The organism is Neobacillus cucumis (assembly GCF_016908975.1).
GTDB lineage: Bacteria > Bacillota > Bacilli > Bacillales > Cytobacillaceae > Neobacillus > Neobacillus cucumis.
The window spans coordinates 149,284-173,916 of record NZ_JAFBEX010000011.1 but is presented as its reverse complement, the minus strand read 5'-3'; the positions used below and the strand labels follow the sequence as shown (position 1 = coordinate 173,916).

Here is a 24,633-nt window from a genome sequence, read left to right as displayed (position 1 = left end):
CCAGCCCATTCTATCTTATAATCCTTGTGCTGCAGTAATCAGCGCAAGTTTGTACACGTCTTCTTCATTACAGCCGCGTGATAGGTCGTTTACTGGTGCATTTAACCCTTGTAAAATTGGACCTACTGCTTCAAAATTGCCTAAACGCTGGGCAATTTTATAACCAATGTTTCCTGCTTCAAGGCTAGGGAAGATAAATACATTCGCATCTCCTTGCAGCACAGAACCCGGCGCCTTACTCTTAGCCACAGAAGGAACAAACGCAGCATCAAACTGGAATTCACCGTCCAAAACAAGCGATGCATCACGTCGTTTCGCCTCAGCCACAGCTTCTGCCACACGCTCTGTTTCCGGTGATTTAGCCGAACCCTTCGTTGAAAAACTTAACATGGCAATGCGTGGCTCAATATCAAACATTGCTGCTGTTTTCGCACTTTCAATCGCAATCTCCGCTAAATCATTGCTGTCCGGTGCAATATTAATCGCACAATCAGCAAATACATATTTCTCATCTTCACGAACCATGATGAATACACCAGACGTCTTCTTCACGCCTGCTTTCGTTTTAATAATTTGTAACGCCGGGCGAACCGTATCTGCTGTTGAATGCGCCGCGCCGCTAACAAGACCATGTGCTTTATTTAAATATACAAGCATTGTCCCAAAGTAATTTTCATCAAGTAAAATTTTACGGGCATCTTCTTCTGTTGCCTTGCCTTTACGACGATCCACAAATGAAGCCACTAATTCTTCCATGCCCGCATATGTAGCAGGATCATAAATTTCTGCAGAATCGACAGAAACGCCAAGGTCATTTGCCTTTGCCTGCACCTGTTCGATATTTCCTACCAAAATAGGCGTAATTAAATTTTCCTCAGCTAAACGGCTTGCTGCACGAATAATCCGCTCATCTAATCCTTCTGGAAAAACAATTCGCAAATTACGTCCAGAAATTTTCTGCTTTAAACCTTCAAATAAATCACTCACAACCATTTGCCTCCTTATTAATCTACCACTTCTAGCATACTTTACCATGCTAAAATTTCAAGCAATGTAAGTCACAGACAGCGGTTACACCAAAAAGTTTTTGTTTTCAAAAAATTCCACTCACCTTCTTACTATTACCTTTTTCGATAAAAATATCCCCGTGGGGTGTTAGAAAGGCGCGGCTTGGTCAAACTATGATATAGTTAAGATTGGAAATGAGAAGAATGATTATTTAGGAGTGATTATAATGAGTGAAGCAGCACAAACGCTTGATGGCTGGTATTGCCTTCATGATTTCCGTACCGTTGATTGGACAACTTGGAAAATGCTCCCTAGTGAAGAGCGCGAGGCCGCGATTCACGAGTTTTTAAGTCTGGTTGAAAACTGGAACGAAACACAAGAACGAAAAGAAGGCAGCCATGCTTTATATACAATCGTCGGTCAAAAAGCCGATTTTATGATGATGATCCTTCGTCCAACCATGGAGGAACTAAATGAAATTGAAACACAATTTAATAAAACCAAACTGGCTGAATTCACGATTCCTGCCCATTCCTATGTATCCGTAGTCGAGCTCAGCAACTACCTGCCAGCAGGTGAAGATCCATACCAAAACCCGCAAATCCTTGCACGCCTTTATCCAACATTGCCAAAAGCAAAGCATGTCTGCTTCTACCCAATGGACAAGCGCCGTCAAGGCGATGATAACTGGTACATGCTGCCAATGGAAGAGCGCCGCAGCATGATGCGCAGCCACGGTATGATTGGACGTACATATGCAGGCAAAGTCAAACAAATTATCACCGGTTCCGTTGGCTTCGACGATTACGAATGGGGTGTTACTCTCTTCGCCGATGACGTTCTCCAGTTCAAAAAGCTCGTCTATGAAATGCGCTTTGACGAAGTCAGCGCCCGCTACGGCGAATTCGGTGCCTTTTTCGTCGGCAACCTGCTTGAAGAAGAACGCATCACAATCTTCCTTCATGTATAATTTTTCAAAAAGTTCTCAGGCTCGTTCTTGAGAACTTTTTTTATGTCTACAAACAAAGTTCGTACAGTCATATTTCATTTCTTTTTTTCATACTATTTTAACAGCGAGTCTAAGATTAAGCTCCGAAGGTCTCATCAAAAAGAGGTGAGCAAAGAGCCAAAAAAACTGTCACTATTTTCGGTTCACAGGAGTATGAATAAAATTGTTAGGTCTTTCGTCTACTCGTATTAGTCTATGAAAGAAGTTTTTATAGGAGGGAAACAGATGAGTCAATATTACAATCCTCAAGGATTTCAGCCTTATCCAGGGGCAGCCGACCGACAGGCCCAGCAGCCAATGACAGGCGGGCAAGGCTTTATGCCAACTCAAGGATTTCCACAACAACAATTTCCGCCAGCTGGATTCGGAGGTACGCCAACACCACCAGCACAAGGGGGAGCAGGAGCTTCACCTGGAATGCTGCCAATTGAACAATCCTACATTGAAAATATTCTTCGCTTGAACAAAGGGAAATTAGTAACGGTTTTTGCAACCTTTGAAGGAAACAGCCAATGGAATGCGAAAGAGTTTAAGGGCATCATCGAAGCTGCCGGACGGGACCACGTCATTTTAAGTGATCCGCAAGTCGGCACGCGCTACCTCATTCCAATGGTAGCCGTTGACTATATTACCTTCTCCGAAGAAATTGAGTACGAATATCCATATGGTGCAGGTCCTTCATTACAAACCTTCCCACCAAGATAAAGTAAAAAGGCATCGGGAGTTTATCCCAATGCCTTTTTTGTCTTAAAAATTCTTAACCGCTCCAATAATCATTAACACCCAAGCCGCCAAAAAGCATACTCCGCCAATCGGAGTAATCGCACCTAACACGCCCACTTTTGTGAGACTTAAGATATACAAGCTTCCGCTAAAGAAAATGATCCCTGCGAGCATTAACCACCCTGACCAATTAAATAGTGAGCTCATTGGCACTTTACCAAGAAGCATAGCGATAATGAGGATGCCGATTGCATGAAACATTTGATAGGTTACACCCGTTTTCCAAATGTCTAAATAGTAGGCATCTAGTCTGTCCTTCAGTCCATGTGCTCCAAACGCTCCGAGCGCAACTGCTAAAAAGGCATTAATAGCACCAACAATAATAAAAGCTTTCAAAGTAAAACACCTCCGTTTTTAGAAATCAAATAATGAATCCCCGTTTGCTTCATCGTCCATTTCAATCTTTTTGGGTTGCTGAAATGGTGATGGCTGCTGGAGTACTTGCTGATTGATGGATGGCTGTTGATAGACTTGTTGTGTGACCGCAGGCTGTATTGGTGCCGAAGGCTTCACGGCCACCTGCTTTTCATCTAGTATGAGTTCGCACAATATTTTAATAGAGTAAATCTTTTCCCGCAAGTTTTCTTCCTTTGTCGCCGCTTTAGCTAATTTTAGTTCCTCATCGATTTTTGCCAGTAGTTTATCAACAGATATATTCACGTACTACACCTCTACATCTATTCTCGTTTCTATTCTACATGATTATGGGCTATTTTACGAAAAAATAGTCCTCACCTACCCTTCGACATGTTTCACGTGGAACATTGTCGAAGGATAGGAAAGCGCAAGCGCCTTGATCAGCCCCGACAAGCTGGAGCTGGACCATTCTCGAAGTTAAAATTCTTATCATTCAAACGTAAGAACCCCGCACCATTCCTGGTCCGGGTTTCTTATTTATCCTAGTATTCTTTGGTAGATTGACTTGGCGTGTGTTAAATCCTTCGTTCCATGAATGAGTGCGCGGCCATCTTGAAAAACAACCATCCGTTCTGCACCCATTTCAACGGATAGCAAGTAAGGATTGCCCTTTACTTGGTAGCCTGATGAACGAAGCTGGTCTGCGAGACTTTCTAGCGAGACCTCTCCTTGATGGGACGGGCGGATTTGGACGGTATCGCGGCCGCACAAGACCGTTGTCTTCGTTCTGTTTTCCTCGTCCAAATATGGATAAGTCCGCTCCTCACCGCAGGACAAACAGCCGGTAAATTTCGCTTTGGACATTTTTAGGCTAGAATATTGATTTCTCCATAAATCAAAGCTGACAAAGGTGGTTCTGATGGCCTCCCAATCCTCAACCAGCATCTTCAGGGCCTCCGCTGTTTGATGGGCAATGACCATTTGGACTGCAGGAGAAATAATTCCCCCCGTATCACAGGTCATTCCTTGAAGCGGGATGGTCCGCAGCAAACAATTTAAACAGGGGGTTTTTCCTGGAATGATTGAAAAACTCATCCCAAAACTGCCGACGCAGGCGCCGTATATCCATGGAATCTTGTATTTTTGCGAAACGTCATTTAAAACCATCCGGGTTTCAAAATTATCCGTCGCATCCATGATTAAATCCACACCTACAGCCAATTCCTCGAGCAACTCCGGATTAACGTCACCGATGATCCCCCGTATTTCTACATTAGAGTTAATAGCTCGAAGACGTTTTTCCGCTGCGGCTGCCTTTGGCAGTTTTTCGGCAACGTCCTCTTCGGTATACAACTGTTGACGTTGAAGATTGCTCGCTTCGACGTAATCTCTATCGACAATGGTGATTCTCCCGACTCCGGCCCGCGTCAGCACCTCGGCACTACTAGAGCCTAACGCCCCAGCCCCAATGATAAGGATATGCTTTTGATTTATCTTTGCTTGTCCTTCCTTGCCGATCCCCGGAAAAAGGACTTGCCGTGAATAGCGTTCATGCATAGAAACTCCCCCATCATAAGAAAACCCGCCAAATGGCGAGCTTTTTTCATCTTCCTATCCTCTTCAAAGCTAAATGTTGAACTTTATCAGCGCTTTTTTCGAGTTTATCAGCGTTTTTGCCAATTTATCAGCACTTTTTCAAAGTTTATCAGCACTTTCCACCCATTTATCGGCACTTTTTCAATACCAAAGCCAAAACGCTGTCCCAAGGCATCAACCGCCGCTTACCGGTGGAATGAACGCAATCTCATCATCGTCACAAATGACCTCGTCATTGGAAGCAAACTCTTCATTGATGGCGGTCATCACTGTTTCCATACGGGGCAAGTCGTATTTAGCCGCTAGTTCCGATTTTAACTCCGCTACCGTTTTACCAGCAGCCTCCAACACTAAAGACTCCTCACCGACAGCATCACGCAAATGGGCAAAAAATAAGACCTTATTCATCTAAATCACCTGCCTCCGGCTTGCCGCTAGGATAGGCAACCGTTTCAAGCTGATTGCCCATCCACGCTTCACCATCTTCCCAATGTTCCTTCTTCCAAATAGGAACGATTTCTTTAATTCGTTCGATCGCATAGCGGTTGGCATCGTAAGCATCAGCGCGGTGCGGTGTCGAAACCGCAATAACCACTGCTACATCCGTAATCTCTAAACGGCCAACCCGATGCGTGATGGCCACACGTGAACCTTCCCAGCGCTCTTCGATTTCACGGCCGATTTGCTCTAATTTTTTTACAGCCATCGCCTCATACGCTTCATAGATTAAAAACAAGGTTCTCTTGCCCTTTGTCAGTTCCCGAACCGTTCCAATAAAGGTAGTAATCGCACCGGCTTCCCGTTGAATGACTTTATCAATCACAGCTTGGACCTCAATGGGGTCTTTTGCGATTTCATACATTTTCATTCTATCACCTCATCCTTCTATTGCTTTGGGCACGGCAGGCTCGACCACTTGGTAGCCACCTATTTTCTCAACCTGTTTTTTAAAGGCAGGTGAATGAATGATTTCCACTAGCTGTTGCCCACTGTCACTTTCGTAAAACTCTCGCTTCATCACTAAATCATATTCTTCGTCGGCAATCGGAATAAAATCTAAGCCCAATGCCTTTGCTGCGGGATAAATCCCCAGCCCCGCGCAGTGGGCATCGCCGTTCACCTCTGCTGCCACGGCTAAATGGGAGAACATCTCGCGGTCATAGCCGGTAATCTCCTCCGCCGTGAGTCCAGCCTCATCAAGCAACAAATCAAACAAGATGCGGGTACCTGCCCCTTTTTGCCTGTTTACGAAATTGGCGACAGTCCGAACCAAGTCTGTGACGGATTCTATGCCAAGGGGATTGCCTTGTGGCAGAATCCAGCCTTGCTTCCTTTTTAAAAAAGGATAGAGAACGACGTCTTGACCGGCTAATAATTTATTTACATATGATATATTGTACTGTTTTGTACTTGGGTCTAGCAAATGAATACCCGCTACATGGGCCTCGCCTTTCTTGATCGCCATGATGCCGGCCATGCTGCCGACATGGGAAGAGACGATTTTCATCTCTGTCCTAGCTCGTTTCAGCTGGGAGGATAACAAATCAATGGTAAGATCATGACTACCGCTGAACACGATGCTATTCTTGATTTCCTCGAGCGGTTTTAATAGCTCGACCACTACGGTGTCGCCTTGTTCATAGCCACTGATGTTAGGAGGGACAATTAATAGGCCGTCTGCTCTTACATAGGACATGGTCACCCCCGCCGCGCGTGTGAGCGGGTTAGCAACAAATTGTCCATTCACATAGCCGATATTCATTCGAATAAAATCTTCTGCCCCCATCGAGGAGACGATGCGGCGCCCGAGCTTGACTGCTACGGTTTGCCGCTTGGGAACAGGAATCCCCAAGTACTTGCAAATGAGCGGCTGAACAAACCATTCAAGTGCAAGATAAGCTGAGACTGGGTAGCCTGGAACACCGACGACGATTTTTCCATTTATTTTTCCTAAAATAACTGGTTTGCCTGGCCGTGCGGCGACTCCATGGGTGAACACTTCGCCCATTTCCGAAATAATATGGACCGTATAGTCCTTCCGTCCTGCCGAAGAGCCCGCATTGATTACAATCATATCGGAGTTTTCAGTCGCCTTCAAGAGTGCTTCCTTTATTTTATCCGGTTCATCTTTCACGATGTTGGATAAGCGTGGTTCGCCGCCCCAATCTTTAATAAAGCCGGAGAATACGGTGCCATTGAACTCGATAATTTTGCCAGGTGCTAACTCGGAATGGGCCTCGACTAATTCATTTCCTGTCGGAATGATGGTGACGACCGGCTTTTTGACTACAGGTATCATTAATTGCTGTGCAGCCAACAACACGCCTAAATCAGCCGGTCTTAAGGTATGGCCTTGCGGAAACAGCATCTCTTCTTGAACAATATCCTCACCAATCGGGCGGATATGCTGCCAAGGTGTGGCTGGTTCAATAATTTCGATGGTTTCGTCATCCACAATCTGGACATGCTCGATCATGATTACCGCATTAAATGGGGAAGGTATGGCATTGCCTGTGTCAACAAACCTAAATTGTTCACCAATCTTAAGGAAAAGCGAATTTTGTTCGTGTGCCTGGTACGTGCTTTCTGCGACAACGGCGATACCATCCATGGCTGAAGCATGGTAGTGTGGCATGGAGACCTGTGCAAAGATGGGCTCTGCGGTTACTCGGCCTAGTGCATCTGACACCTGAATCCATTCCATTTCAGATGTCTGCCAAAAGGCAGCGAGAATTTCTTCTCGCGCTTCCACTCGGGGTTTATCCTCTAAATAAATTTTCCGCTTATATTGTGTCTGTTCCATCGTTTAGACCCCTTACCTTGTTGGAATCACAGGCACCGCTTCACCCTGTGAAACCCCTTCTTTTTCTGAACTAATCTCCACAATACCATCGCTTTTCACCAGTGTAGTAATTAACCCGGATTTGCCAATAATCGGCTCAGCCCACCATTCGCCTTCTTTTTCAAACAGACGGACACGGACATAATCGGCCCGTCCCATAGAAGATGGGATGTTTTTCGTTATTTTTGCAAAAATACGCTCAAGTCTCGACTCAAGTATTTCTCCCTTTCGTTTCCGAAGAATTCGCTCACCGAACAGCTTAAAGATAATCATGGCGCTTGCAGGATGCCCTGGCAGCCCTATGACGGGTTTCCCATTTGCTTGTGCTAGAATCGTTGGCTTCCCCGGCTTGATGCTGATGCCGTGGACAAATACCCCCGGGTCGCCTAACGATTGAATCACATCTTTGGTATAATCCTTTGCACCGACAGAGCTTCCGCCAGATAGAATTAAGCAATCAACCTGATCATATAAATCGCGGGCTTTGTTTCGAAATTCAATCAAGTCATCACGGACAATCCCTCCGTAGACCACATCGACATCCCACTCATTAGCCAGTCCGGCAATGGTTAAGTAGTTAATATCCCGAATTTGCCCGTCTCTAAGTTTCGCTGTTTGATAAGGAACAATTTCATCACCAGATTACAAATAACCGACCTTCAATTTTTTATAAACATTCACATGTGTGACACCCAATGAAGCGAGGGCACCTAATTCCTGTGGTCTAAGCTTTGTCCCGCGGTTCAGCAGTATTTCACCTTCTCGAATATCCTCACCAGCTCGAATCACATTTTCCCCAGGTGCTGTCTGTTTGTAGGTATTGAGCAGGGAATCAACGTCTTCACAATGTTCAACCATCATTACGCTGTCACTGCCCTTTGGCAGCATGCCGCCTGTAGGGACGTAAACGGCTGTGCCTTGAATCACTTCTACAGCAGGAACCTCGCCCATTTTCACTTCGCCAACAACCTGTAAAAACCCGGGCATGGATTCAGAGGAACCATACGTATCTTTTGCACGGACGGCATATCCATCCACTGTTGAGCGGTCAAAGCTCGGCACATTTTCCTTAGCCGTAATCGGACTCGCTACTATATAGTGAAGGGCCTCGGCCAGCTCCCTGACCTCTGTCTCTCCGATGGCCGGAATCCGTTCATCTATTAAGGCCCATGTTTCTTCGACTGTTTTGACTTTGAAAAATTGCATGGTTCTCTTACTCCCCTTTAAATCTTCCTATCTATTTGAAACATCGGACTCTGCCCACTTTTTGGCTTCTACATATTCTTCTGGATGATTCATATTAAAAAAAACTTTTTCTAACGCAATAGGACTATAGGTTGCTAGCTCTTTTTCGGTTAAATAGAGTACGTTCAAATCGTCAAGCAAGTGTTTCATCCTGAGCTGCCCTGATTGGATTCGTTCCTCAACCATTTTAGCTACTTGTTTTTGATAAACAGCAAATAACGGATGCTGTTTACCATTGATGACCGGTACCACCGCATCATAGTTAGAAGCATTGGCTAGAAGGGCTTCAGCTAGTTCACTAGAAATGAACGGCATATCACAGGCCACTACCAAATTGACATCGTAGTTGGAGACATTAAGCCCTGCATGCACCCCGGCAAGCGGCCCCATCCCGGGATATTGATCTTGGACCATTTGGACATCTAAAAACTCATATGTTTTCGCATCATTGGTGACAAGGATCAGATCATCAAAAAGGAGCTTCAACTGTTCAATGATTCTTTCAATATTTGTTTTTTCATTTATTTTCAGCAGGGCTTTATTCGTTCCCATCCTGCTGGATATCCCGCCCGCTAGAATGATAGCTGCAGCTTTCATAAATGACACCTTCTTAATTAGTCTCTTTTTTCAATCCGCTGGAAAAATACCCGTTTTCCTGGGCGACCATATCGAGATGGATGGAGTTAAGGTCCAGTAAAGCGATAGATGGTTTTGTGATATATTGTCTGGTATCCACTATTTTAATATAGCCGTTACATTGCTCGCAAACTTGGATTTTAGAGGTTGCATCGCCTTCAATTTCTAAAAAATAAGTGGTTTGATGATCCTCATTCCCGCAATGCGAGCACTCTAGTCGCCGTGCAGTCCAATGTGCAAGGCACCGCGGACAATGGATGATTTTTTTTCCATCCTGATCAAGTGTCGCCAATCGAACGGGCTCGCCGCACACTGGACAGCCCGCACCAGGGACAGCGCGGTTGACCTGATCTTGGATCTTTTCTGCTGTCAGTTGCAGGTATGGACGCAAGGCCGTCTCTGCTAGGAATTGCGGGCTCCATTCCGGAAGACCGTGTTCTTTAGCAAAGGCAGCGAAATATCCCTGATTGAAGACGAATGCCTCTTCAATCCAGCGGTTCAACGTTTCCTCGTTCAGCAAGGTAGCAATGCCTGCAAGCTCTGACGCTAACTCTGGATGATGGGTGATGAGCAGGCCGGATACTTCCTCTATCCACTGTAAAAATAGAGAAATTTGAAAATCAATAGACGTAAATGCCGCCGCAGGAACACCAACTTCCATAGCTGCTTGATCAAGATGGAATTTGATGATGTCCGGGTTTAGTTGAAGCTTCCATTTTTCTTGAAGCGTAACGATTTCTTTTTGCAGTTCCTGATATTCTTTTGAAACAACGGATTTAATCATCGTTGTCACCTCTTTATTGTTTTTTAAAGGGAATGACTGTTTTGATAACTAACAGCCATTCCCCCGTAGAATTTACTATTAAGCTCCCCTTTTGCGTTTAGGATCGTCTAGGTCAGGGAAATTGCCTTTTTTGGCTTCATCATCATACCATTCTTCATAGTGGCCTTTTGCCCACCAAGCAGGCACCTTACCAGTCACAACCCCAGAATAGCCAGGTCTTGAGTGTTTGTGAACAACTGAAAGGTAAATGTGGCCGACAATAACCGCGATTCCTAATCCAAAACCAACGTTGTGCAGGAAGTAGCCCCATTGCACTAGTGCTCTAGGGAAAAATTGCGGAAACCACATCGTGAAACCTGAAGCGATAATTAAAATCGCGCAGAAGATTTGAATAATCGAGTTGATTTTTTCTCCTGCGTTAAAGAATGTTTGTTTTACATGATCAAACTTGAAACCAAATAATTCTTTTACAAAGTTACCAAAAAAAGCTATATCCCGTGCCTTCCAGGTAATTAATTCTTTCATCCAAAGGAAAAAGAACTTTGGACTAAATACTAACAAGATGAAAGTAGGTGTCACGAATATAACAGCGAAAATCCTGTGCAACAGCCTTGCATTGGCAGGACCTCCAAGAACCGGATACAGCCAGTCAAAGAATTCGGTGTACATTGGCAGAGCCGTAATGTAAAGAGCAAAAAATGCAATCCCATTAATCGCGTGCGCCCAAACAAATGCCTTTGGAAAGCGGCGAATTTGTTGATTTCCCTTTGGGTGATTTTGATAATTACTCATGGCTATCACCTCTATCTTCATGGCTTTTCGTTCTTTTACTGATAATATTATTGGTAATAAATGCACCGACTACGGCCATGGTGGTAGCCCCAATCATCATTTTTCCAATTGGCTGAGCATAGTCTTTCCAAAGCACCGCAGAGGTTGGGACCTTAGGGTTGTCTGGAAGATCATATACATTCGGTTTTTCTGCTAATACATAAATCGTATGTGTACCGCCGACACCTTTTGGATTATAGATATTGGCATTCGGGAAACGCTCCTTTATTTCACTTAAACGTTTCTGTGCTTTCGCAAGCATGTCAGCCTTATTGCCAAACGACAATGCATCCGTATGGCAAGTTGTTACACACGCTGGCTGCAGACCCTCTTCAAGGCGGTCCGTACACATTGTACATTTTTGAGATTTTCGATATTCTTTACCGTTCTTATCTTTGTAAGTCTTTAACGAAATGACTTCAAATGGACAGTTTTCCACACAATAGCCACAGCCGACACACTTATCATGATCAATCACGACTGAGCCATATTTGGAATAGCTGATGGCACTCTCAGGACACACCTTTTCACAGGCAGCCTTATCACAATGGAAGCAGGAAGAATGGCGGAATAGGTATTCTAAATCACCTTGGCCATTTTCATGTTCGACATATTGTAAAAAGTTCCATGTATCCGCACTTGTCTTTGGATGTGATTGTGCACTTCCTTGAAACGCCGTTACCTCAGCAGGGAGGTCATTCCAGTTTTTACAGGCCACCATGCAGGCTTTACAGCCATCACATTTGGTCACATCCACGTATTTTACATATTCAGCCATCCTTAAGCCCTCCTTATATCGCAAAGGAATGCTTTAAATTCCGGAATCATTGTGTTAGCGTCCCCAATATGTGGAGTTAGGCGGTTCGCTGTAGCCCCTGTTGCATATCCCTTATAACCAAAATTCCATGGCATTCCGACTTGATGCACTTTTTTGCCTCTTACCGTAAATGGTTTATAGCGCTTCGTTACCATTGCATAGGCTTCAATTTGGCCGCGTGCTGAAGTAACGATAATTTTATCTTTATTGTTGATACCCTTTTCTTTTGCCAGCTCTTCACTGATTTCCACAAACATGTATCTAGCAATCTCTGACAGCCACTCTTGGTTACGAGTCATGGTCCCTGATTGCCAGTGTGCTTCTACCCGATAAGTAGTAGCGACAATTGGATAATCTACTAGGTAGCCCCTTTTGTTGAAGTCGCTGTCATTGATGACAACCGCAGGGTTCAAATTCACATCAGAGAAAGCATTTGGTACTGGGCTTTCAAATGGCTCATAGTGTTCAGGGAATGGACCATCATTCATGGTTGGAGCAAACAATAATGCTACTCCATCCTTATTCATCATAAAGGCGCCTTTACCGCCTGGTGCATCTGGTGCTGTGACGGCTTTAAAGTCCGGAATATCGTTTCCAGTCCATTTCTTCTGAGCCGCATCCCACCAGATGATGGCTTTTTCTTGGCTCCATGGCTTTCCGCTTGGGTCAGCTGCCGCACGGTTGTATAAAATCCGGCGGTTGGCAGGCCATGCGAAGGACCAATTCAAGTAGTTTTCTCCGCCTGTATCTACATTGTCACGGCGTTGTGATAGATTTTTTCCTTCTTCTGGATAGAAGCCAGAATAAATCCAGTTCCCGCTTGAGGTTGTTCCATCATCTTTTAAATCACCAAAGGTTTTTAATAATTTGCCCGTTATTAAATCATAGCCATTAATTTCCTTGGCAATCTGATCTAAATCAGGTGCTTCTCCCGTGCCATAGTTCCAATCCAGAGCTATGAATGGCTTATCTGCAGATTTTGAACTGTTGGCATAGAGCTTTTTAAGTCTGACGGCAAGTTCATGGACAATATCAAGATCTGGACGGGATTCACCTTTTGGTTCAATCGCCTTCCAGCGGTATTGCATCCAGCGTGAGCTGTTTGAAACACTGCCTTCTTTTTCATAAGAAGAACAGGCTGGAAGCAGGAATACCTCTGTATTAATCTTGGATGGATCGTTACCAGCTTCTTTTTGCCAGAATGCCGAAGTTTCCGTTTCCCAAAGATCGACTGCTACCATCCATTTTAAGTTGCCAAGTGCTTCTTTCTCCTTACCAGCATTTGGTCCGCCGACAACCGGGTTCGTTCCCCAAAGGAATGCACCGTCAAGCTCATTATTGTACATGGCTTTAAACAAGTTAATGTGTGAGTAGTTTTTATTGCCTTTTGGTAAAAATTGATAGCCAAACTCATTATCCTTGGTCGCATTCTGACCATACCATGATTTCAGCAAGCTCACTACAAACTTAGGCTTGTTGCTCCAATAGCCTGTTTTGGGTGTTTCTTTTTCCAAGTAGCCTTTCAATGTTACATGCTCTGGGACCATTGCTTTTGGTGCACCGAGATAGCCTGTTAAGTTATCCCATAATAGTCCGAAGTCTGTTGATCCTTGAACGTTAGACTCACCGCGCATAGCGTTAATGCCTCCGCCTGGTAAGCCAATATTTCCTAAAATTAGCTGCAGAATAGCAAAAATTCGAACGTTTTGCGAACCGACTGTATGCTGGGTAGTACCCATTGCATACAGGATGGTTCCTGCTTTGCCGACCTTGCTCGTTTCACAAAAGGTTTTACAAACCTTTACGTAATCTTCTTTTGGTGTTCCTGTTACAGAAGTAACGGTATCCACATCATAACGTGAATAATGCTTTTTCATTAATTGGAAAACACTACGAGGATTTTGTAATGTTACATCCTTCACTGGTGTTCCATCCGGATTTGTTTCAATCACCCATTTTGTTTTATCATAGGTGCGTTTCGCTTCATCATAACCGGAGAAAAGACCATTATTAAAGTCATAGCCTTCTTTCACAATAAACGAAGCATTTGTATAGTTAACAACATACTCTTTGTGAATGAGATTATTTTCAAGTGCATACTTAATCATCCCGCCGATGAACGGAATATCCGTACCAGAACGGAGCGGCGCATAAATATCAGAGACCGCAGATGTACGTGTGTAACGCGGGTCCACACTGATAATTTTTCCGCCTTTTTCCTTCGCTTTTGTTAGCCATCTAAAGCTGATGGGGTGATTTTCTGCAGGGTTTGCACCCATAATCAAAGCACAATCCGTATGCTGTAGATCATTCCAATGGTTAGTCATTGCTCCACGACCAAATGTAGGTGCCAGACCGGCAACCGTAGAACTATGTCATATTCGTGCCTGGTGCTCTAAATATGTAAGACCAAGCCCTCTCATTAATTTGGAAACTAAATACGTTTCTTCGTTATCGAGTGCCGCACCGCCTAGGCTGGCAATCTTTTCGGTTTTATTAACCGTGATTCCATTTTCTACTTCAACAAATGATGTATCACGCGTTTCTTTTGTCCGTTTAGCAATGGTGTCAAGCATCCATTCCCAATCTTTTTCTACCCACTTATCGCTTCCAGGTGCACGATAACGGGGTTTTGTAACCCTCTTTTCAGAAGTGTAAATCTGTCTTAATGTGGTTCCTTTACTACATAGCTTGCCTTCATTAATTGGGTTATCCGGATCCCCTTCCGTATAAACCACGGTATTATTTTTGGTGTGGACAAGAATTCCGCAGCCTACACCACAAAAGCAGCAAACGGTTGGTGTTACAGTCGCTTTGGCAATCTTGAAATCTTTTGTTTTGGCATAGGCTTTTTGATCATTAAAACCAAGTTCAACCACCGCAAGTGTAGCTGCGGCTGCACCTGATAGCTTTAAGAATTGCCGACGGTTTAAGTTCATTTCAACCATCACTATTCTCCTTCCCATTGAATATTTAGAACATCCACAAAAGCGGATGCGCCCTACTTTTTAAGGCATGGCAACTAAACGCTTTTTTCTCTCTCTATAAATTCTTGCTTGCTTTTTCGGTTCATTCCCCCCTTCACTCTCTCTCCACTTCTAGCCCTTGTGTCAGATCGTTGTTGACTCTTCCTGCTGAGGTATAAATCGTTGCCATTTTCCCTCTTAAATAGCCGATTACCTCTATATTCAAAAATTTAGCCAGCTGAACAGCCTGTTTAGTGGCTGCAGTTCGTGACCCGATGACAGGAAAACCATACTTCGCAGCCTTGGAGAGCATTTCATATGAAACCCTTCCGGTTGTCAGTAAAATCAACCGTTCGGGAGATAAACCCTTACGTAATGAGTGGCCAATAATTTTATCAACTGCATTATGACGGCCAATATCCTCTCGGATGGTGATGGTGCCGTCTTCCTCCACAATACAAGCCCCATGCATGCCGCCGGTTTCTAAGTATAGAAGAGAATTTTGGGCAAATTCACTTCTTTTCTTTAATAGATAACTTAAATCATATGTTTGGCCTGAAGAAACCTTGGCGAAGTTTTTAACATCGGTCATGGAAAAAAAAGTAACTCCTCTGCCGCAGCCCGCTGTATAATGTTTCTTTTTTGAGAAAAACTGTTCGTCATCAAAGTCTTCGTTAAGGGAAACATGGATGGCTCCCATGTCTTCGTCAATGGCGATGGCTTCTATGTCGCTCTCTTTCTGAATAAATCCTTCAGAAAATAAATATCCATATGCCCAATCATCCAGGTCGTTTTTGGTCAATTGAAAAACAGCTATCTCATAGCCGTTTAAATTTAAGGAAATAGGATATTCATCGGGACAGCCTTTTCTGTTCATACAATGTCCTCCTATGGAAAAGCGCAAGCGCCTTGGTCAGCCCCGACAAGCTTAAGACGCTCCCAAAAAGAAGGCGCTTTTTGCCTTCTTTTTGGGAGTGGCTGTAGACCATCGAGGGGCTAGGCGCTGGAGCTGGACAATTCTCAAAGTCAATTTTTATACTTTCATATCCGCTGTAGAGAAAACGATTACATCTAAATAATAGATACCAATTGGCTTTATCGTACTTCGATGACGATATTTTGAAAGTAATATTTATCACTCGGAATGCTTGATAATAGGACTAATGGTCCATTTGTCATTTTTTTGTAACTATTCAACACATTGGTCACGATGTCGATTCCTGTTATAATTTCTATTTTGATTTATAATAAGAACGGAGTTAATTTTTGATTAGGAGGCGTACATAATGGCTATTAAAAAGGTTTTAACTATCGCTGGTTCGGACTCGAGCGGCGGAGCAGGGCTGCAAGCAGATTTAAAAACATTCCAAGAACTTGGTGTATATGGGATGACCGGCATTACCTGTATCGTTACAATGGACCCAAAAGGCTGGCATCATAATGTTTTTCCAATTGACACCACTCTCTTAGAAAAGCAACTAGATACGATTATGTCTGTTGGTATTGACGGGATGAAGACAGGAATGCTCGGAACGGTAGAAATCATTGAGCTCGTGGCACGCAAAATAGATGAGCACCAATTAAAGCATGTTGTCATTGACCCTGTTATGGTTTGTAAAGGGGAAGATGAGGTCTTAAATCCGGAAACTGCTGACGCGATGAGGGAGTTGCTTCTTCCACGCGCATATGTGGTGACACCGAATCTTTTTGAGGCTGGTCAGTTGGCAGGAATCAAGACACCAAAGACCATTGAGGAAATGCAAGAAGCAGCAGTAAAAATTCATGATCAAGGTGCCAAATTCGTGTTAATAAAAGGCGGCAGCAAGCTTCAAACAGAAGACAAGTCGATTGACCTTCTTTATGATGGAAAGGAATTTCAAATTTACGAATCTGAAAAAATTGAAACAAGCTATACCCATGGTGCAGGCTGCTCGAATTCTGCGGCAGTGGCTGCGGAAATCGCGAAAGGAAATTCTGTCTACGATGCGGTTGATGTGGCAAAGAGATTTGTTTCTGCTGGAATCCAGCAAGGTTTCCCTTTAAATGAATATGTCGGCCCAACTTGGCATGGTGCCTACCGCAGTAAAAAAGCAAACACAGAGTATTGTGAGGACTGTGGGGAATAATTAGAAAAAGCGCAAGCGCCACTGACAAGGCGCTTGCGCTCTTCTTTTAAAGATAAGGAAGTATAAATTTCGACTTCGAGAATTGTCCAGCGCAAGCGCCTAGCCCTCGAGGTCTTAAGCCACTCCCAAAAGGAAGGCAAAATGCGCCTTTCTTTTGGGAGCGCCTTAAGCTTGTCGGGGCTGACCAAGGCGCTTGCGCTCTTCTTTTTAAGCACAGACTTCGCTTTTTTTAAATGATTTTAGTATGATAAATACATTATTAACAACCATATTGATAGTAATTATTCATCTTGTCAAAAGGGAAAGGAGGCAGCATTTTGGAAGCCATTGATGTTAAAAAGGTTCAAGAAGCCATTAATCGTTTTGCTGATCAGGATGTGTATGTGCATCTTGAGACAACCAATGGTGCATACGCATCACATAACGACCAAACCTTCTTTTCTGCCGGAGCTTATATCCGCAATGCCCTTGTCCGTTATGAACTAGGGAAAATAACCGGAAGCGGCCCTTATCGGGTTGGGTTAAAAATAAATCTTGGCTGGATTTATGCAGAAGGGATCACCCATTTTGAGATTGATGAAGAAAATCATCTATTATTGGCTGGTCATGATTACAACGGAAAGCTTGCCGTTGCATTAGAAATTAGTCAGACACCTTTTGCATAATAGCGTTGGTTCAACGAAGGACATTGAATGCTTTTCAGTAGCGCTAAAACGTCCTAATAGTAAGAGAAAGGAGCATGATTTTATGGAAAAAGAGCGCCATCTTTTAGTCGTTTTCCCCCATCCGGATGACGAGGCGTTTGGGGTATCCGGCACAATTGCCACACATGTTCAAAACGGAACACCTGTTACCTACGCCTGCTTGACCTTAGGGGAAATGGGACGGAATATGGGGAATCCTCCATTTACCAATCGGGAAGAACTTCCGAAAATAAGAAAAGAAGAGCTGAAGGCAGCGGCAGATGCTATAGGGATTCAAGATCTACGGATGCTCGGGTATCGTGATAAAACGATTGAATTTGAAGATGATGACAAATTGACCAATCGGATTGCGGAAATTATTGATGAGGTCAACCCCTCATTAATTATTACTTTCTATCCAGGTTATTCCGTGCATCCAGACCATGACGCCACCGGTGCGGCGGTCGTACGGGCAGTTGAAAAGATGCCGGCAGCCGCACGTCCAACCCTACACTGTGTAGCCTTCTCGAAAAATTGTATCGATGAGCTGGGCGAAGCCGACATCATCAACAATATTACACCTGTTGCCGATAAGAAGCTGGCAGCAATAAAGGCACACCGGTCACAAACCGAACATTCCTTTAAAGATACTGAAGAAAAGCTTAAAAATCAGGACCCTCAATTGATGGTTTGGCTTAACAATGAACGGTTTTGGACCTATAAATTTTCATAACAAAAAGCCCTTCACGATTTGAAGGGCCTTTTCTCTTTAAAGGTGTATTTTGTTGGTTGATTTGGTTAAAGTAGATGGCTCTAGCTACACCTTAAGGACACTTCCTACGTTAATATGGACTGTTCTGTCCTCAAGGCCCCTTCTTAAAGACATTTCCTTCTTTTCTTACAACAGTTCTGTCCTCAAGAACCCTTCTTAAAGACATTTCCCACTTTTCTTACGACTGTTCTGTCCTCAAGAACCCTTCTTAAAGACATTTCCCTCTCTTCTTACGCCGTTCTGTCCTCAAGCAACAAAACTTACCATAAATACATCTTTATTATAAAACCTCTAGTATCGCCTGCGCGACCCCGTGTTCATCATTGGTATCCGTAATCACATCACAAAGCGCCTTAATTTCATAACTTGCATTACCCATGGCAACCGATCTCCCGGCCCTTTCAAGCATCGAAACGTCATTCAAGTTATCACCAATTGCCATAGTATCCGCCATTTCCAGCCCTTTTGCTTTCACAAATGCCTCTAAAGCAAGACCCTTTTGAGCGTTTTTATTTGTTATTTCCAGATTTTCGTGCCCTGAAGAGGTAATATCGAGGTCTGCAAATGCACGAAGATCTTCACCCGCTTCATTTCGCTTTTTAGCATCTAAACAGAAAGCCAAAACCTTGTAAATTTTACAATTCCCATCCGAAAATAAAAGCTCGTAATCATCGATTTGATGGACTAATCCATCTCGAGTCCTTGCCGCTGCTGCCGTTCTAATTTCCTCAGGGTCTGCCTTGGGATTGGCACTGACGATGATATCAACTAGAATAGAAACAGCCTTCTCAGGATCAAGCGAGTAAGCACCCTTGTCCGTATAGATTTCGTGATAGACATCATGTTCGGTTAATTTCGCTGCAACCTCTCTAGCGAGCGTTTTACTAATGGGGGTAGAAGAAAGTACTTCACCCTCCTCTCCGCGGACCTCTGCTCCATTCACACAAATAACAGGACAGCTTAATCCTGCCTGTGATAACAAATAAGTTGCTTCCTGGTAGGACCTTCCTGTTGCAACCACAAATTCGATTCCTTCCGCCTGTGCTTTTAGGATTGCTTGTTTATTTTCCTCACTAATCTGCTGTACTGAATTTAATAACGTTCCATCCATATCTGATGCAATACACTTAATCATGTTGTTCACCTTTTTCATATTTTCTGTCTCTATACTAACACAGCTTTCCAGTCACTTTAGAATGGAAAGCTCAACCAATATATTTACTTCCCTCACGGACACTTAACGGAGCTAACTTATAATTTTCGATAAATTCCTTCACCGATGCAGGATTTGTTTTTGAATACTCCCTTAACGCCCAGCCAATAGCCTTTTGGATAAAGAATTCCTTACTGTCTGCGTTTTTCAATATGTATCGATAAAGCAAAGCATCATTCGTCTTTTCCTTATATTTTAGCTGAAAAAGAATCGCTGCTCTCCGGAGCCACATATTTTCATGTACTGCCCAGCCATCCAACGTTTCCTCGATGACCTCCGGGTAAATGGCTGCAATTTTTCCCACTGGTTTAGGGGCAATGGCATCAACTGTATCCCACCACGATTTGGTTGAAATTAACCATTCCATGAAAGGCAAGTCGCTTTTTTGCAGTTTTTTTAAGGATTTCTCCATATAAGTCAGAGCGGTATACTGGTATTCCCTTTCGTGCTTGTTCCAAAGTTCCTCTATTAATTGTTTGTTAAAAGGCTCATTTAAAATCCCGGTTTCCTTAAAAAATTGCCTTTCTAATTCCCTGCGTAAAGGAGTCTTAATTCCCAGAAAAGGAAAATGACCTTTCATATATTTTGCCATTGGTACAGCGTTTGAGGCATTGCGGTTATCTTCAAATAGCCTTGTTAATAACGCGGTCCTCGTTAACATCAACATCCATCCTCTCACTATCTTCTATCTCTAGTTCTATTTTTCCCTGATTTCTCCTTTATTTTATCCGAATAAACCCATGGAATGATGACACACTATTAGCAGACAGGGGGGATACATAGATGACTAAGAAGTTTAATAAAGGCAGCGGCAATCAAAATTCACCACAAGCAGGGCACTCAGAAGCTGAATTTGGCACCGAGTTTGTCAGCGGTGATAATAGTAAGGGTAATAAACGCAACAAGGGCCAGCAAAGTAAGACAAATCCACATTAAGAAAAGCGCAAGCGCCTTGGTCAGCCCCGACAAGCACAAGACAAGCCGGCCGGAAGGTTGCCTTTTAACCTTCTGGACGGCTTGGCTTGTGACCTCGAGGGGCTAGGCGCTGGAGCTGGACCATTCTCGAAGTAGAAACTTATACATTCTTATGTAAATAAAGTGCCGGGATCTCCCGGCACTATTCTTTCTTATTGGATCTTACTTAAAGCCAGTTCATTTATTTCCATAGAAATTTCTTCATAAATCCTTTCAACCACTGAAAAATCCATTGCCGCTACATAAATTTCTTCCAGCTCGTCATGCAGAGATTTTGCTTTAGCAAGATACCTTGTTGCTTCTGTGATTTTATCTTTATACTTTTCAGAAATATTTTCAATAAAATCAGCAAAGTGCTCATCTGTACCCGGCTCAATTAATAATTCATACATATCGATAATTTCATCGCTATCTCTGCTTGGAAAATATTCATGAGGGGCGGTACTGTCGAAGATTGCAATTCCCAGCTCCCTAAAAATCACCATATCAAGGCTGTGCGGGTCAAAACCGCAATGATAGACTTCCACATCAATCCCGCGCACTTCTGCGGCAACCGCCAGCTTTTTCAACAGAGTTGATTTTCCTGATCCAGGACGCCCCTTGATAAAATAGCGCTTTGGAATCTCTTCCGTCAGATTTGGAACAAAATCGACCGCACCCTGCGGTGTAGCAGCTCCTAAGAAGCGATGGCGAATATCCGGGGTTTTATTTAACCTTATTATACCGAAAAAGGAATTAATTAATTTATTCGTTAATTGATCGGCCTTGGCAAAATCCATATTGTTTACATAAATTTTTTCCCACTCATCATGGATCTCCAATGCTTCGTTAAACGTTGCATAGGCCTTCTGAAATGAATGACTTATCTGACTTGTCAGCTTCACAATCGCAATTTTTTGTGCATTTAGGGCGCGTGAATTCCAAGCCTCGCCAAGGTTTATATATTCTTCAACCGCACCAGGTGCCTTTGGTTCAATCACATGCGGCGCCGTACCGTCAACCAAACCCACCTTTAACCCTGGAATAATCACACCATCAATGGATTGATTATCAGATGAACAGTGGAGAAACTCAATATCATAGCCTTTTTCAAGCCATTCCTGGCCAAATTTCTTCATAAGCGATGATTTGCCTGTTCCCGGACCGCCTTTTAAGATAAACAATCGATCTAATCCTTGTAAATTGGAGTCATACAGACTGCAAAAGCCTCTAGCAGTATTACCGCCGGCAAAATAATTTTTGATCTTTCCCGCCACCATTTACACTCCCTTTTAACAAATCAACATAATCTAAATAACCTCTAAGTTCACTTTATCCTATGCTTATTTGCTCATTAGGTGAGTGCCTATGAAAAAATCTTACATGAAAAATTAAAGTAATTAGTCCTACATCATTTTGTCAAAGGGGCCCACTCTGCTTTTGTTACCTCCTGCAAGTCATCAGGGGTAAGTACCATTTGAATGCCGATTTTTCCGGCACTGACGACCATTTCCTCAAGGCCCTTGCTGCTTTCATCAAGGAACGTCCGATATTCCTTTTTCATGCCAATCGGTGAGCAGCCGCCGCGAATATAGCCGGTCCATTTTTGAATGTCTTTCATGGGCAGCATCTCCATACTTTTTTCTCCCGCAGCTTTAGCCGCCTTTTTTAAATCTAGTTCCGCGGCAACTGGAATGACAAACACAAAAATATTCTTACTTGCTCCCTGGACGACAAGCGTTTTATAGACTCTGTCAGGAGATTTCCCAATCTTCTCCGCTACTGAAATCCCATCAATTTTGCCGTCTTTATTATCGTATGTCAGCATTCCATACTCTACTTTTTTCGCGTCGAGAATCCGCATCGCATTCGTTTTTGTTTGTGCCATAAATATCATCCCTTTAACCAATAGTATGAACGCATTATATCATCTACCATTTTCGGATAAAAAACCAGTTATACACAAAATCACCCAAAATCTGTCACCCATTTGTCACTCTATCCATCTATCATTATAGTAAACTACAAATAAGAACATAAAAAAATACATAATGAAAGGGAAAATGGCTGTTATGAAGCCATTTATCCTTGTGAAATTAATCGCATAAAAACGCTTCCTATATAAAAAAATATTCCTCCATAAATCAACTGAGGTGAAAGCAATGAAATACGATTTGGTATTATTACATGCACCGAGTGTATATGACTTCAGAAAGAATCCGCTGCTTGCCGGACCAATCAGTGATGTGGTTCCATCCTCACCAGTGTTTGAGATGTATCCGATTGGTCTGACAAGTATTGCCGATTATTTAGAACGATACGGTCTAAGAGTAAAAATCATCAATATCGCGAATCGCATGCTGATGAGTAATAAATTTAATGTTGAAGCAAAACTAAAAAAAATGAAAACAAAAGCATTCGGAATTGACCTTCACTGGCTGCCGCATGCACATGGCAGTGTTGAACTCGCAAAAATAGTGAAAAATCTCCATCCTGAAATACCGATTATTTTTGGCGGCCTATCAGCAACCTATTATCATAAAGAACTGATTGAATATCCATTTATCGATTTTGTGATGCGTGGGGACTCAACTGAAAAGCTGATGCTTTTACTCATGAATAAAATCGAAGCCGGCAATACCCATTATGCAGACATTCCAAACCTTACCTGGAAAAAAGGCAAAGAGATTGGCTACAATCCAATCACATACGTACCCAAAGACTTAGACGATGTGGATGTACCAGGCTATCGCTACACAATCCGTTCTGTGTTTAAATATCGCAATTTTCTAGACCCACTGCCATACAACGGCTGGCTGCAATATCCAAACACTGCGCTTTTAACTGCAAGAGGCTGTACCCAAAACTGTTTAATCTGCGGCGGCTCAAAAGAGGCATATGACCAAAACTGTAACCGCAATTCCTTGGCCTTACGCTCACCCAAGAAGCTTGTCGAAGATATCCAATTTATTGCCCGCTTTAGCCGGGCACCGATTTTCATTTTACATGACCTGCGTCAAGGTGGACGGGAATATGTTAAGGAATTTTTCAGCCGTGTAAAAGAGCTGCATTTAAAAAATGAAATCGTGTTTGAGTTATTCCAGTATGCAGATGAAGAATTCTTCCAAATGATGAATGAAAGCGTTCCAAAATATAGTATTGAAATCACACTAGAAACGTTTGATGAAAAGATCCGTCGCTATAATGGGAAATTCAGCTGTACAAACCAAAAAGTGATCGAAACTCTTAATTTTGCATTACAAAATGGCTGTAAAAAAATTGACCTATTTTTTATGGTCGGTATTCCCGGACAGACTTACACGAGTGCTGTAGAAAACATCGATTTCTGCGAAACGATTCATCTGGCTTGCCATAAGGATCCGCGGCTCTTTTACTTTGTGGCACCCTTGGCACCATTCCTTGATCCAGCCAGCCCTGCCTTTGAGCATCCGGAAATTCATGGCTATAAAAAGTTTTGTCACTCTCTTGAGGACCACCGTAAGGCGATTACACAGCCATCCTGGAAGCATATGCTTAGCTATGAAACCAAATACATGACCCGGGAGAGAATCGTTAACGCCACTTATGAAGCGGCAGAACGTCTTAATGACTTTAAGCTAGAATACGATTTGATTAGTCAGGAAGACTATTTTGAAATCAAAGTAAAGATTGAAAAATCCAAGGAATATATTGGCAAAATTGATCATTTTCTTTCACTTCCTGCAGAAGAACAGGCAGTGGAATTCGCCAAGATTCAAGAAGAAATTGATGAATTAAATAAATATAGTATTTGCGGTAAAAATGAACTGAAGTGGGAAGTCCAAAAGAATTATGCGAACTTCTTTTCACTTGCATTAGTCGGAATAGAACAGTTGTATGAAGATTATGTTAATAAAATTAGGCATTTCCTTAGCCCGCGGCGCCGCGAGCAATTTAGGCTTGAAACGGAGTATCGGAAGGTGAAGGGGTAAAAAGAAAAGCGCAAGCGCCTTGATTAGCCCCGATATAGGG

Annotated in this window: 26 protein-coding genes and 1 pseudogene; 7 read left to right on the top strand and 20 right to left on the bottom strand. The window is 43.1% G+C overall.

From position 1 onward, the window contains the following. Nucleotides 1–15: 15 nt before the first annotated feature. Nucleotides 16–987, bottom strand: coding sequence for a phosphate acetyltransferase (gene pta, locus JOC76_RS16385; protein ID WP_205179175.1), 972 nt, complete (start codon nucleotides 985–987; stop codon nucleotides 16–18). Between the two features lie 247 nt (nucleotides 988–1,234). Between pta and hemQ the strand changes: the two genes are divergently transcribed. Both hemQ and gerQ read left to right on the top strand, forming a co-directional pair. Further along, complete coding sequence (gene hemQ, locus JOC76_RS16380; RefSeq protein ID WP_205179173.1) at nucleotides 1,235–1,978, top strand: hydrogen peroxide-dependent heme synthase; 744 nt, start codon at nucleotides 1,235–1,237, stop codon at nucleotides 1,976–1,978. Between the two features lie 264 nt (nucleotides 1,979–2,242). Further along, a complete protein-coding gene (gene gerQ / locus JOC76_RS16375) occupies nucleotides 2,243–2,722 on the top strand; it encodes a spore coat protein GerQ (protein WP_239557761.1) in 480 nt (159 codons plus the stop codon). A 42-nt stretch (nucleotides 2,723–2,764) separates the two neighbouring features. On the opposite strand, the gene JOC76_RS16370 is transcribed toward gerQ, so the two are convergent. The 15 genes and pseudogenes from JOC76_RS16370 to fdhD form a co-directional block, all read right to left on the bottom strand. Further along, nucleotides 2,765–3,136, bottom strand: a complete 372-nt coding sequence (locus JOC76_RS16370; protein WP_205179171.1) for a DUF423 domain-containing protein — start codon at nucleotides 3,134–3,136, stop codon at nucleotides 2,765–2,767. Between the two features lie 18 nt (nucleotides 3,137–3,154). Beyond that, complete coding sequence (locus tag JOC76_RS16365; RefSeq protein ID WP_205179169.1) at nucleotides 3,155–3,460, bottom strand: YwdI family protein; 306 nt, start codon at nucleotides 3,458–3,460, stop codon at nucleotides 3,155–3,157. 234 nt (nucleotides 3,461–3,694) lie between these two features. Further along, complete coding sequence (locus JOC76_RS16360) at nucleotides 3,695–4,714, bottom strand: thiazole biosynthesis adenylyltransferase ThiF (protein ID WP_205179168.1); 1,020 nt, start codon at nucleotides 4,712–4,714, stop codon at nucleotides 3,695–3,697. Nucleotides 4,715–4,927: 213 nt separating this feature from the next. Further along, nucleotides 4,928–5,161, bottom strand: coding sequence for a molybdopterin converting factor subunit 1 (gene moaD, locus JOC76_RS16355; RefSeq protein WP_205179166.1), 234 nt, complete (start codon nucleotides 5,159–5,161; stop codon nucleotides 4,928–4,930). Continuing rightward, a complete protein-coding gene (locus JOC76_RS16350; protein WP_205179164.1) occupies nucleotides 5,154–5,621 on the bottom strand; it encodes a molybdenum cofactor biosynthesis protein MoaE in 468 nt (155 codons plus the stop codon). Before JOC76_RS16350 ends, moaD begins: the two co-directional genes overlap by 8 nt. 9 nt (nucleotides 5,622–5,630) lie before the next feature. Then, on the bottom strand, nucleotides 5,631–7,556 hold the full coding sequence (locus JOC76_RS16345; RefSeq protein ID WP_205179162.1) for a molybdopterin biosynthesis protein: 1,926 nt from the start codon (nucleotides 7,554–7,556) through the stop codon (nucleotides 5,631–5,633). Nucleotides 7,557–7,568: 12 nt separating this feature from the next. Beyond that, entirely contained in the window at nucleotides 7,569–8,225 is a 657-nt protein-coding gene (locus tag JOC76_RS30735) for a molybdopterin molybdotransferase MoeA (protein WP_307784737.1), read from the bottom strand. A 12-nt stretch (nucleotides 8,226–8,237) separates the two neighbouring features. Then, nucleotides 8,238–8,801: a MoeA family protein gene (locus JOC76_RS30730; protein WP_307784735.1), complete on the bottom strand. Its 564-nt coding sequence runs from the start codon at nucleotides 8,799–8,801 to the stop codon at nucleotides 8,238–8,240. Between the two features lie 27 nt (nucleotides 8,802–8,828). Beyond that, the gene (locus JOC76_RS16335) at nucleotides 8,829–9,437 is read right to left on the bottom strand and encodes a molybdenum cofactor guanylyltransferase (RefSeq protein WP_205179160.1); all 609 of its coding nucleotides are present in this window, start codon (nucleotides 9,435–9,437) and stop codon (nucleotides 8,829–8,831) included. A 13-nt stretch (nucleotides 9,438–9,450) separates the two neighbouring features. Next, nucleotides 9,451–10,260 (bottom strand): formate dehydrogenase accessory protein FdhE, encoded by an 810-nt coding sequence (locus tag JOC76_RS16330; RefSeq protein WP_205179158.1) that lies wholly within the window; start codon nucleotides 10,258–10,260, stop codon nucleotides 9,451–9,453. A gap of 78 nt (nucleotides 10,261–10,338) precedes the next feature. Then, nucleotides 10,339–11,052, bottom strand: coding sequence for a formate dehydrogenase subunit gamma (locus JOC76_RS16325; protein WP_205179156.1), 714 nt, complete (start codon nucleotides 11,050–11,052; stop codon nucleotides 10,339–10,341). Beyond that, the gene (locus JOC76_RS16320) at nucleotides 11,045–11,869 is read right to left on the bottom strand and encodes a 4Fe-4S dicluster domain-containing protein (protein WP_205179154.1); all 825 of its coding nucleotides are present in this window, start codon (nucleotides 11,867–11,869) and stop codon (nucleotides 11,045–11,047) included. The genes JOC76_RS16325 and JOC76_RS16320 overlap by 8 nt, the downstream gene beginning before the upstream one ends. A gap of 2 nt (nucleotides 11,870–11,871) precedes the next feature. After that, nucleotides 11,872–14,271, bottom strand: a pseudogene (gene fdnG, locus JOC76_RS16315) (formate dehydrogenase-N subunit alpha); the annotation flags it as partial. A 12-nt stretch (nucleotides 14,272–14,283) separates the two neighbouring features. After that, nucleotides 14,284–14,856, bottom strand: coding sequence for a twin-arginine translocation signal domain-containing protein (locus tag JOC76_RS31085; RefSeq protein WP_205179152.1), 573 nt, complete (start codon nucleotides 14,854–14,856; stop codon nucleotides 14,284–14,286). A 133-nt stretch (nucleotides 14,857–14,989) separates the two neighbouring features. Continuing rightward, nucleotides 14,990–15,751 carry a formate dehydrogenase accessory sulfurtransferase FdhD gene (gene fdhD / locus JOC76_RS16305; RefSeq protein WP_205179150.1) on the bottom strand — a complete coding sequence of 254 codons (762 nt, stop codon included), beginning with the start codon at nucleotides 15,749–15,751 and terminating at the stop codon, nucleotides 14,990–14,992. Between the two features lie 409 nt (nucleotides 15,752–16,160). Between fdhD and pdxK the strand changes: the two genes are divergently transcribed. The 3 genes from pdxK (at nucleotide 16,161) to bshB2 (ending at nucleotide 18,416) form a co-directional block, all read left to right on the top strand. Continuing rightward, nucleotides 16,161–17,000 (top strand): pyridoxine/pyridoxal/pyridoxamine kinase, encoded by an 840-nt coding sequence (gene pdxK / locus JOC76_RS16300; protein ID WP_205179148.1) that lies wholly within the window; start codon nucleotides 16,161–16,163, stop codon nucleotides 16,998–17,000. 317 nt (nucleotides 17,001–17,317) lie between these two features. After that, nucleotides 17,318–17,665 carry a YojF family protein gene (locus JOC76_RS16295; protein WP_205179147.1) on the top strand — a complete coding sequence of 116 codons (348 nt, stop codon included), beginning with the start codon at nucleotides 17,318–17,320 and terminating at the stop codon, nucleotides 17,663–17,665. An 82-nt stretch (nucleotides 17,666–17,747) separates the two neighbouring features. Continuing rightward, on the top strand, nucleotides 17,748–18,416 hold the full coding sequence (gene bshB2, locus JOC76_RS16290) for a bacillithiol biosynthesis deacetylase BshB2 (protein ID WP_205179146.1): 669 nt from the start codon (nucleotides 17,748–17,750) through the stop codon (nucleotides 18,414–18,416). Between the two features lie 319 nt (nucleotides 18,417–18,735). On the opposite strand, the gene JOC76_RS16285 is transcribed toward bshB2, so the two are convergent. Together JOC76_RS16285 and JOC76_RS16280 are read right to left on the bottom strand one after the other, a co-directional pair. Next, nucleotides 18,736–19,590 carry a Cof-type HAD-IIB family hydrolase gene (locus tag JOC76_RS16285; RefSeq protein ID WP_205179259.1) on the bottom strand — a complete coding sequence of 285 codons (855 nt, stop codon included), beginning with the start codon at nucleotides 19,588–19,590 and terminating at the stop codon, nucleotides 18,736–18,738. A gap of 70 nt (nucleotides 19,591–19,660) precedes the next feature. Then, nucleotides 19,661–20,329, bottom strand: coding sequence for a DNA alkylation repair protein (locus tag JOC76_RS16280; RefSeq protein WP_205179145.1), 669 nt, complete (start codon nucleotides 20,327–20,329; stop codon nucleotides 19,661–19,663). Between the two features lie 122 nt (nucleotides 20,330–20,451). Here JOC76_RS16280 and JOC76_RS16275 point away from each other — a divergent pair, with 122 nt between their 5' ends. Beyond that, nucleotides 20,452–20,604, top strand: coding sequence for a hypothetical protein (locus JOC76_RS16275; RefSeq protein ID WP_205179144.1), 153 nt, complete (start codon nucleotides 20,452–20,454; stop codon nucleotides 20,602–20,604). 191 nt (nucleotides 20,605–20,795) lie between these two features. On the opposite strand, the gene JOC76_RS16270 is transcribed toward JOC76_RS16275, so the two are convergent. Beyond that, on the bottom strand, nucleotides 20,796–21,899 hold the full coding sequence (locus JOC76_RS16270) for a PRK06851 family protein (protein ID WP_205179143.1): 1,104 nt from the start codon (nucleotides 21,897–21,899) through the stop codon (nucleotides 20,796–20,798). A 134-nt stretch (nucleotides 21,900–22,033) separates the two neighbouring features. Beyond that, complete coding sequence (ybaK, locus tag JOC76_RS16265) at nucleotides 22,034–22,510, bottom strand: Cys-tRNA(Pro) deacylase (protein WP_205179142.1); 477 nt, start codon at nucleotides 22,508–22,510, stop codon at nucleotides 22,034–22,036. A 274-nt stretch (nucleotides 22,511–22,784) separates the two neighbouring features. Between ybaK and JOC76_RS16260 the strand changes: the two genes are divergently transcribed. Further along, nucleotides 22,785–24,593, top strand: a complete 1,809-nt coding sequence (locus JOC76_RS16260) for a TIGR04190 family B12-binding domain/radical SAM domain protein (RefSeq protein WP_205179141.1) — start codon at nucleotides 22,785–22,787, stop codon at nucleotides 24,591–24,593. Nucleotides 24,594–24,633: the final 40 nt, after the last annotated feature.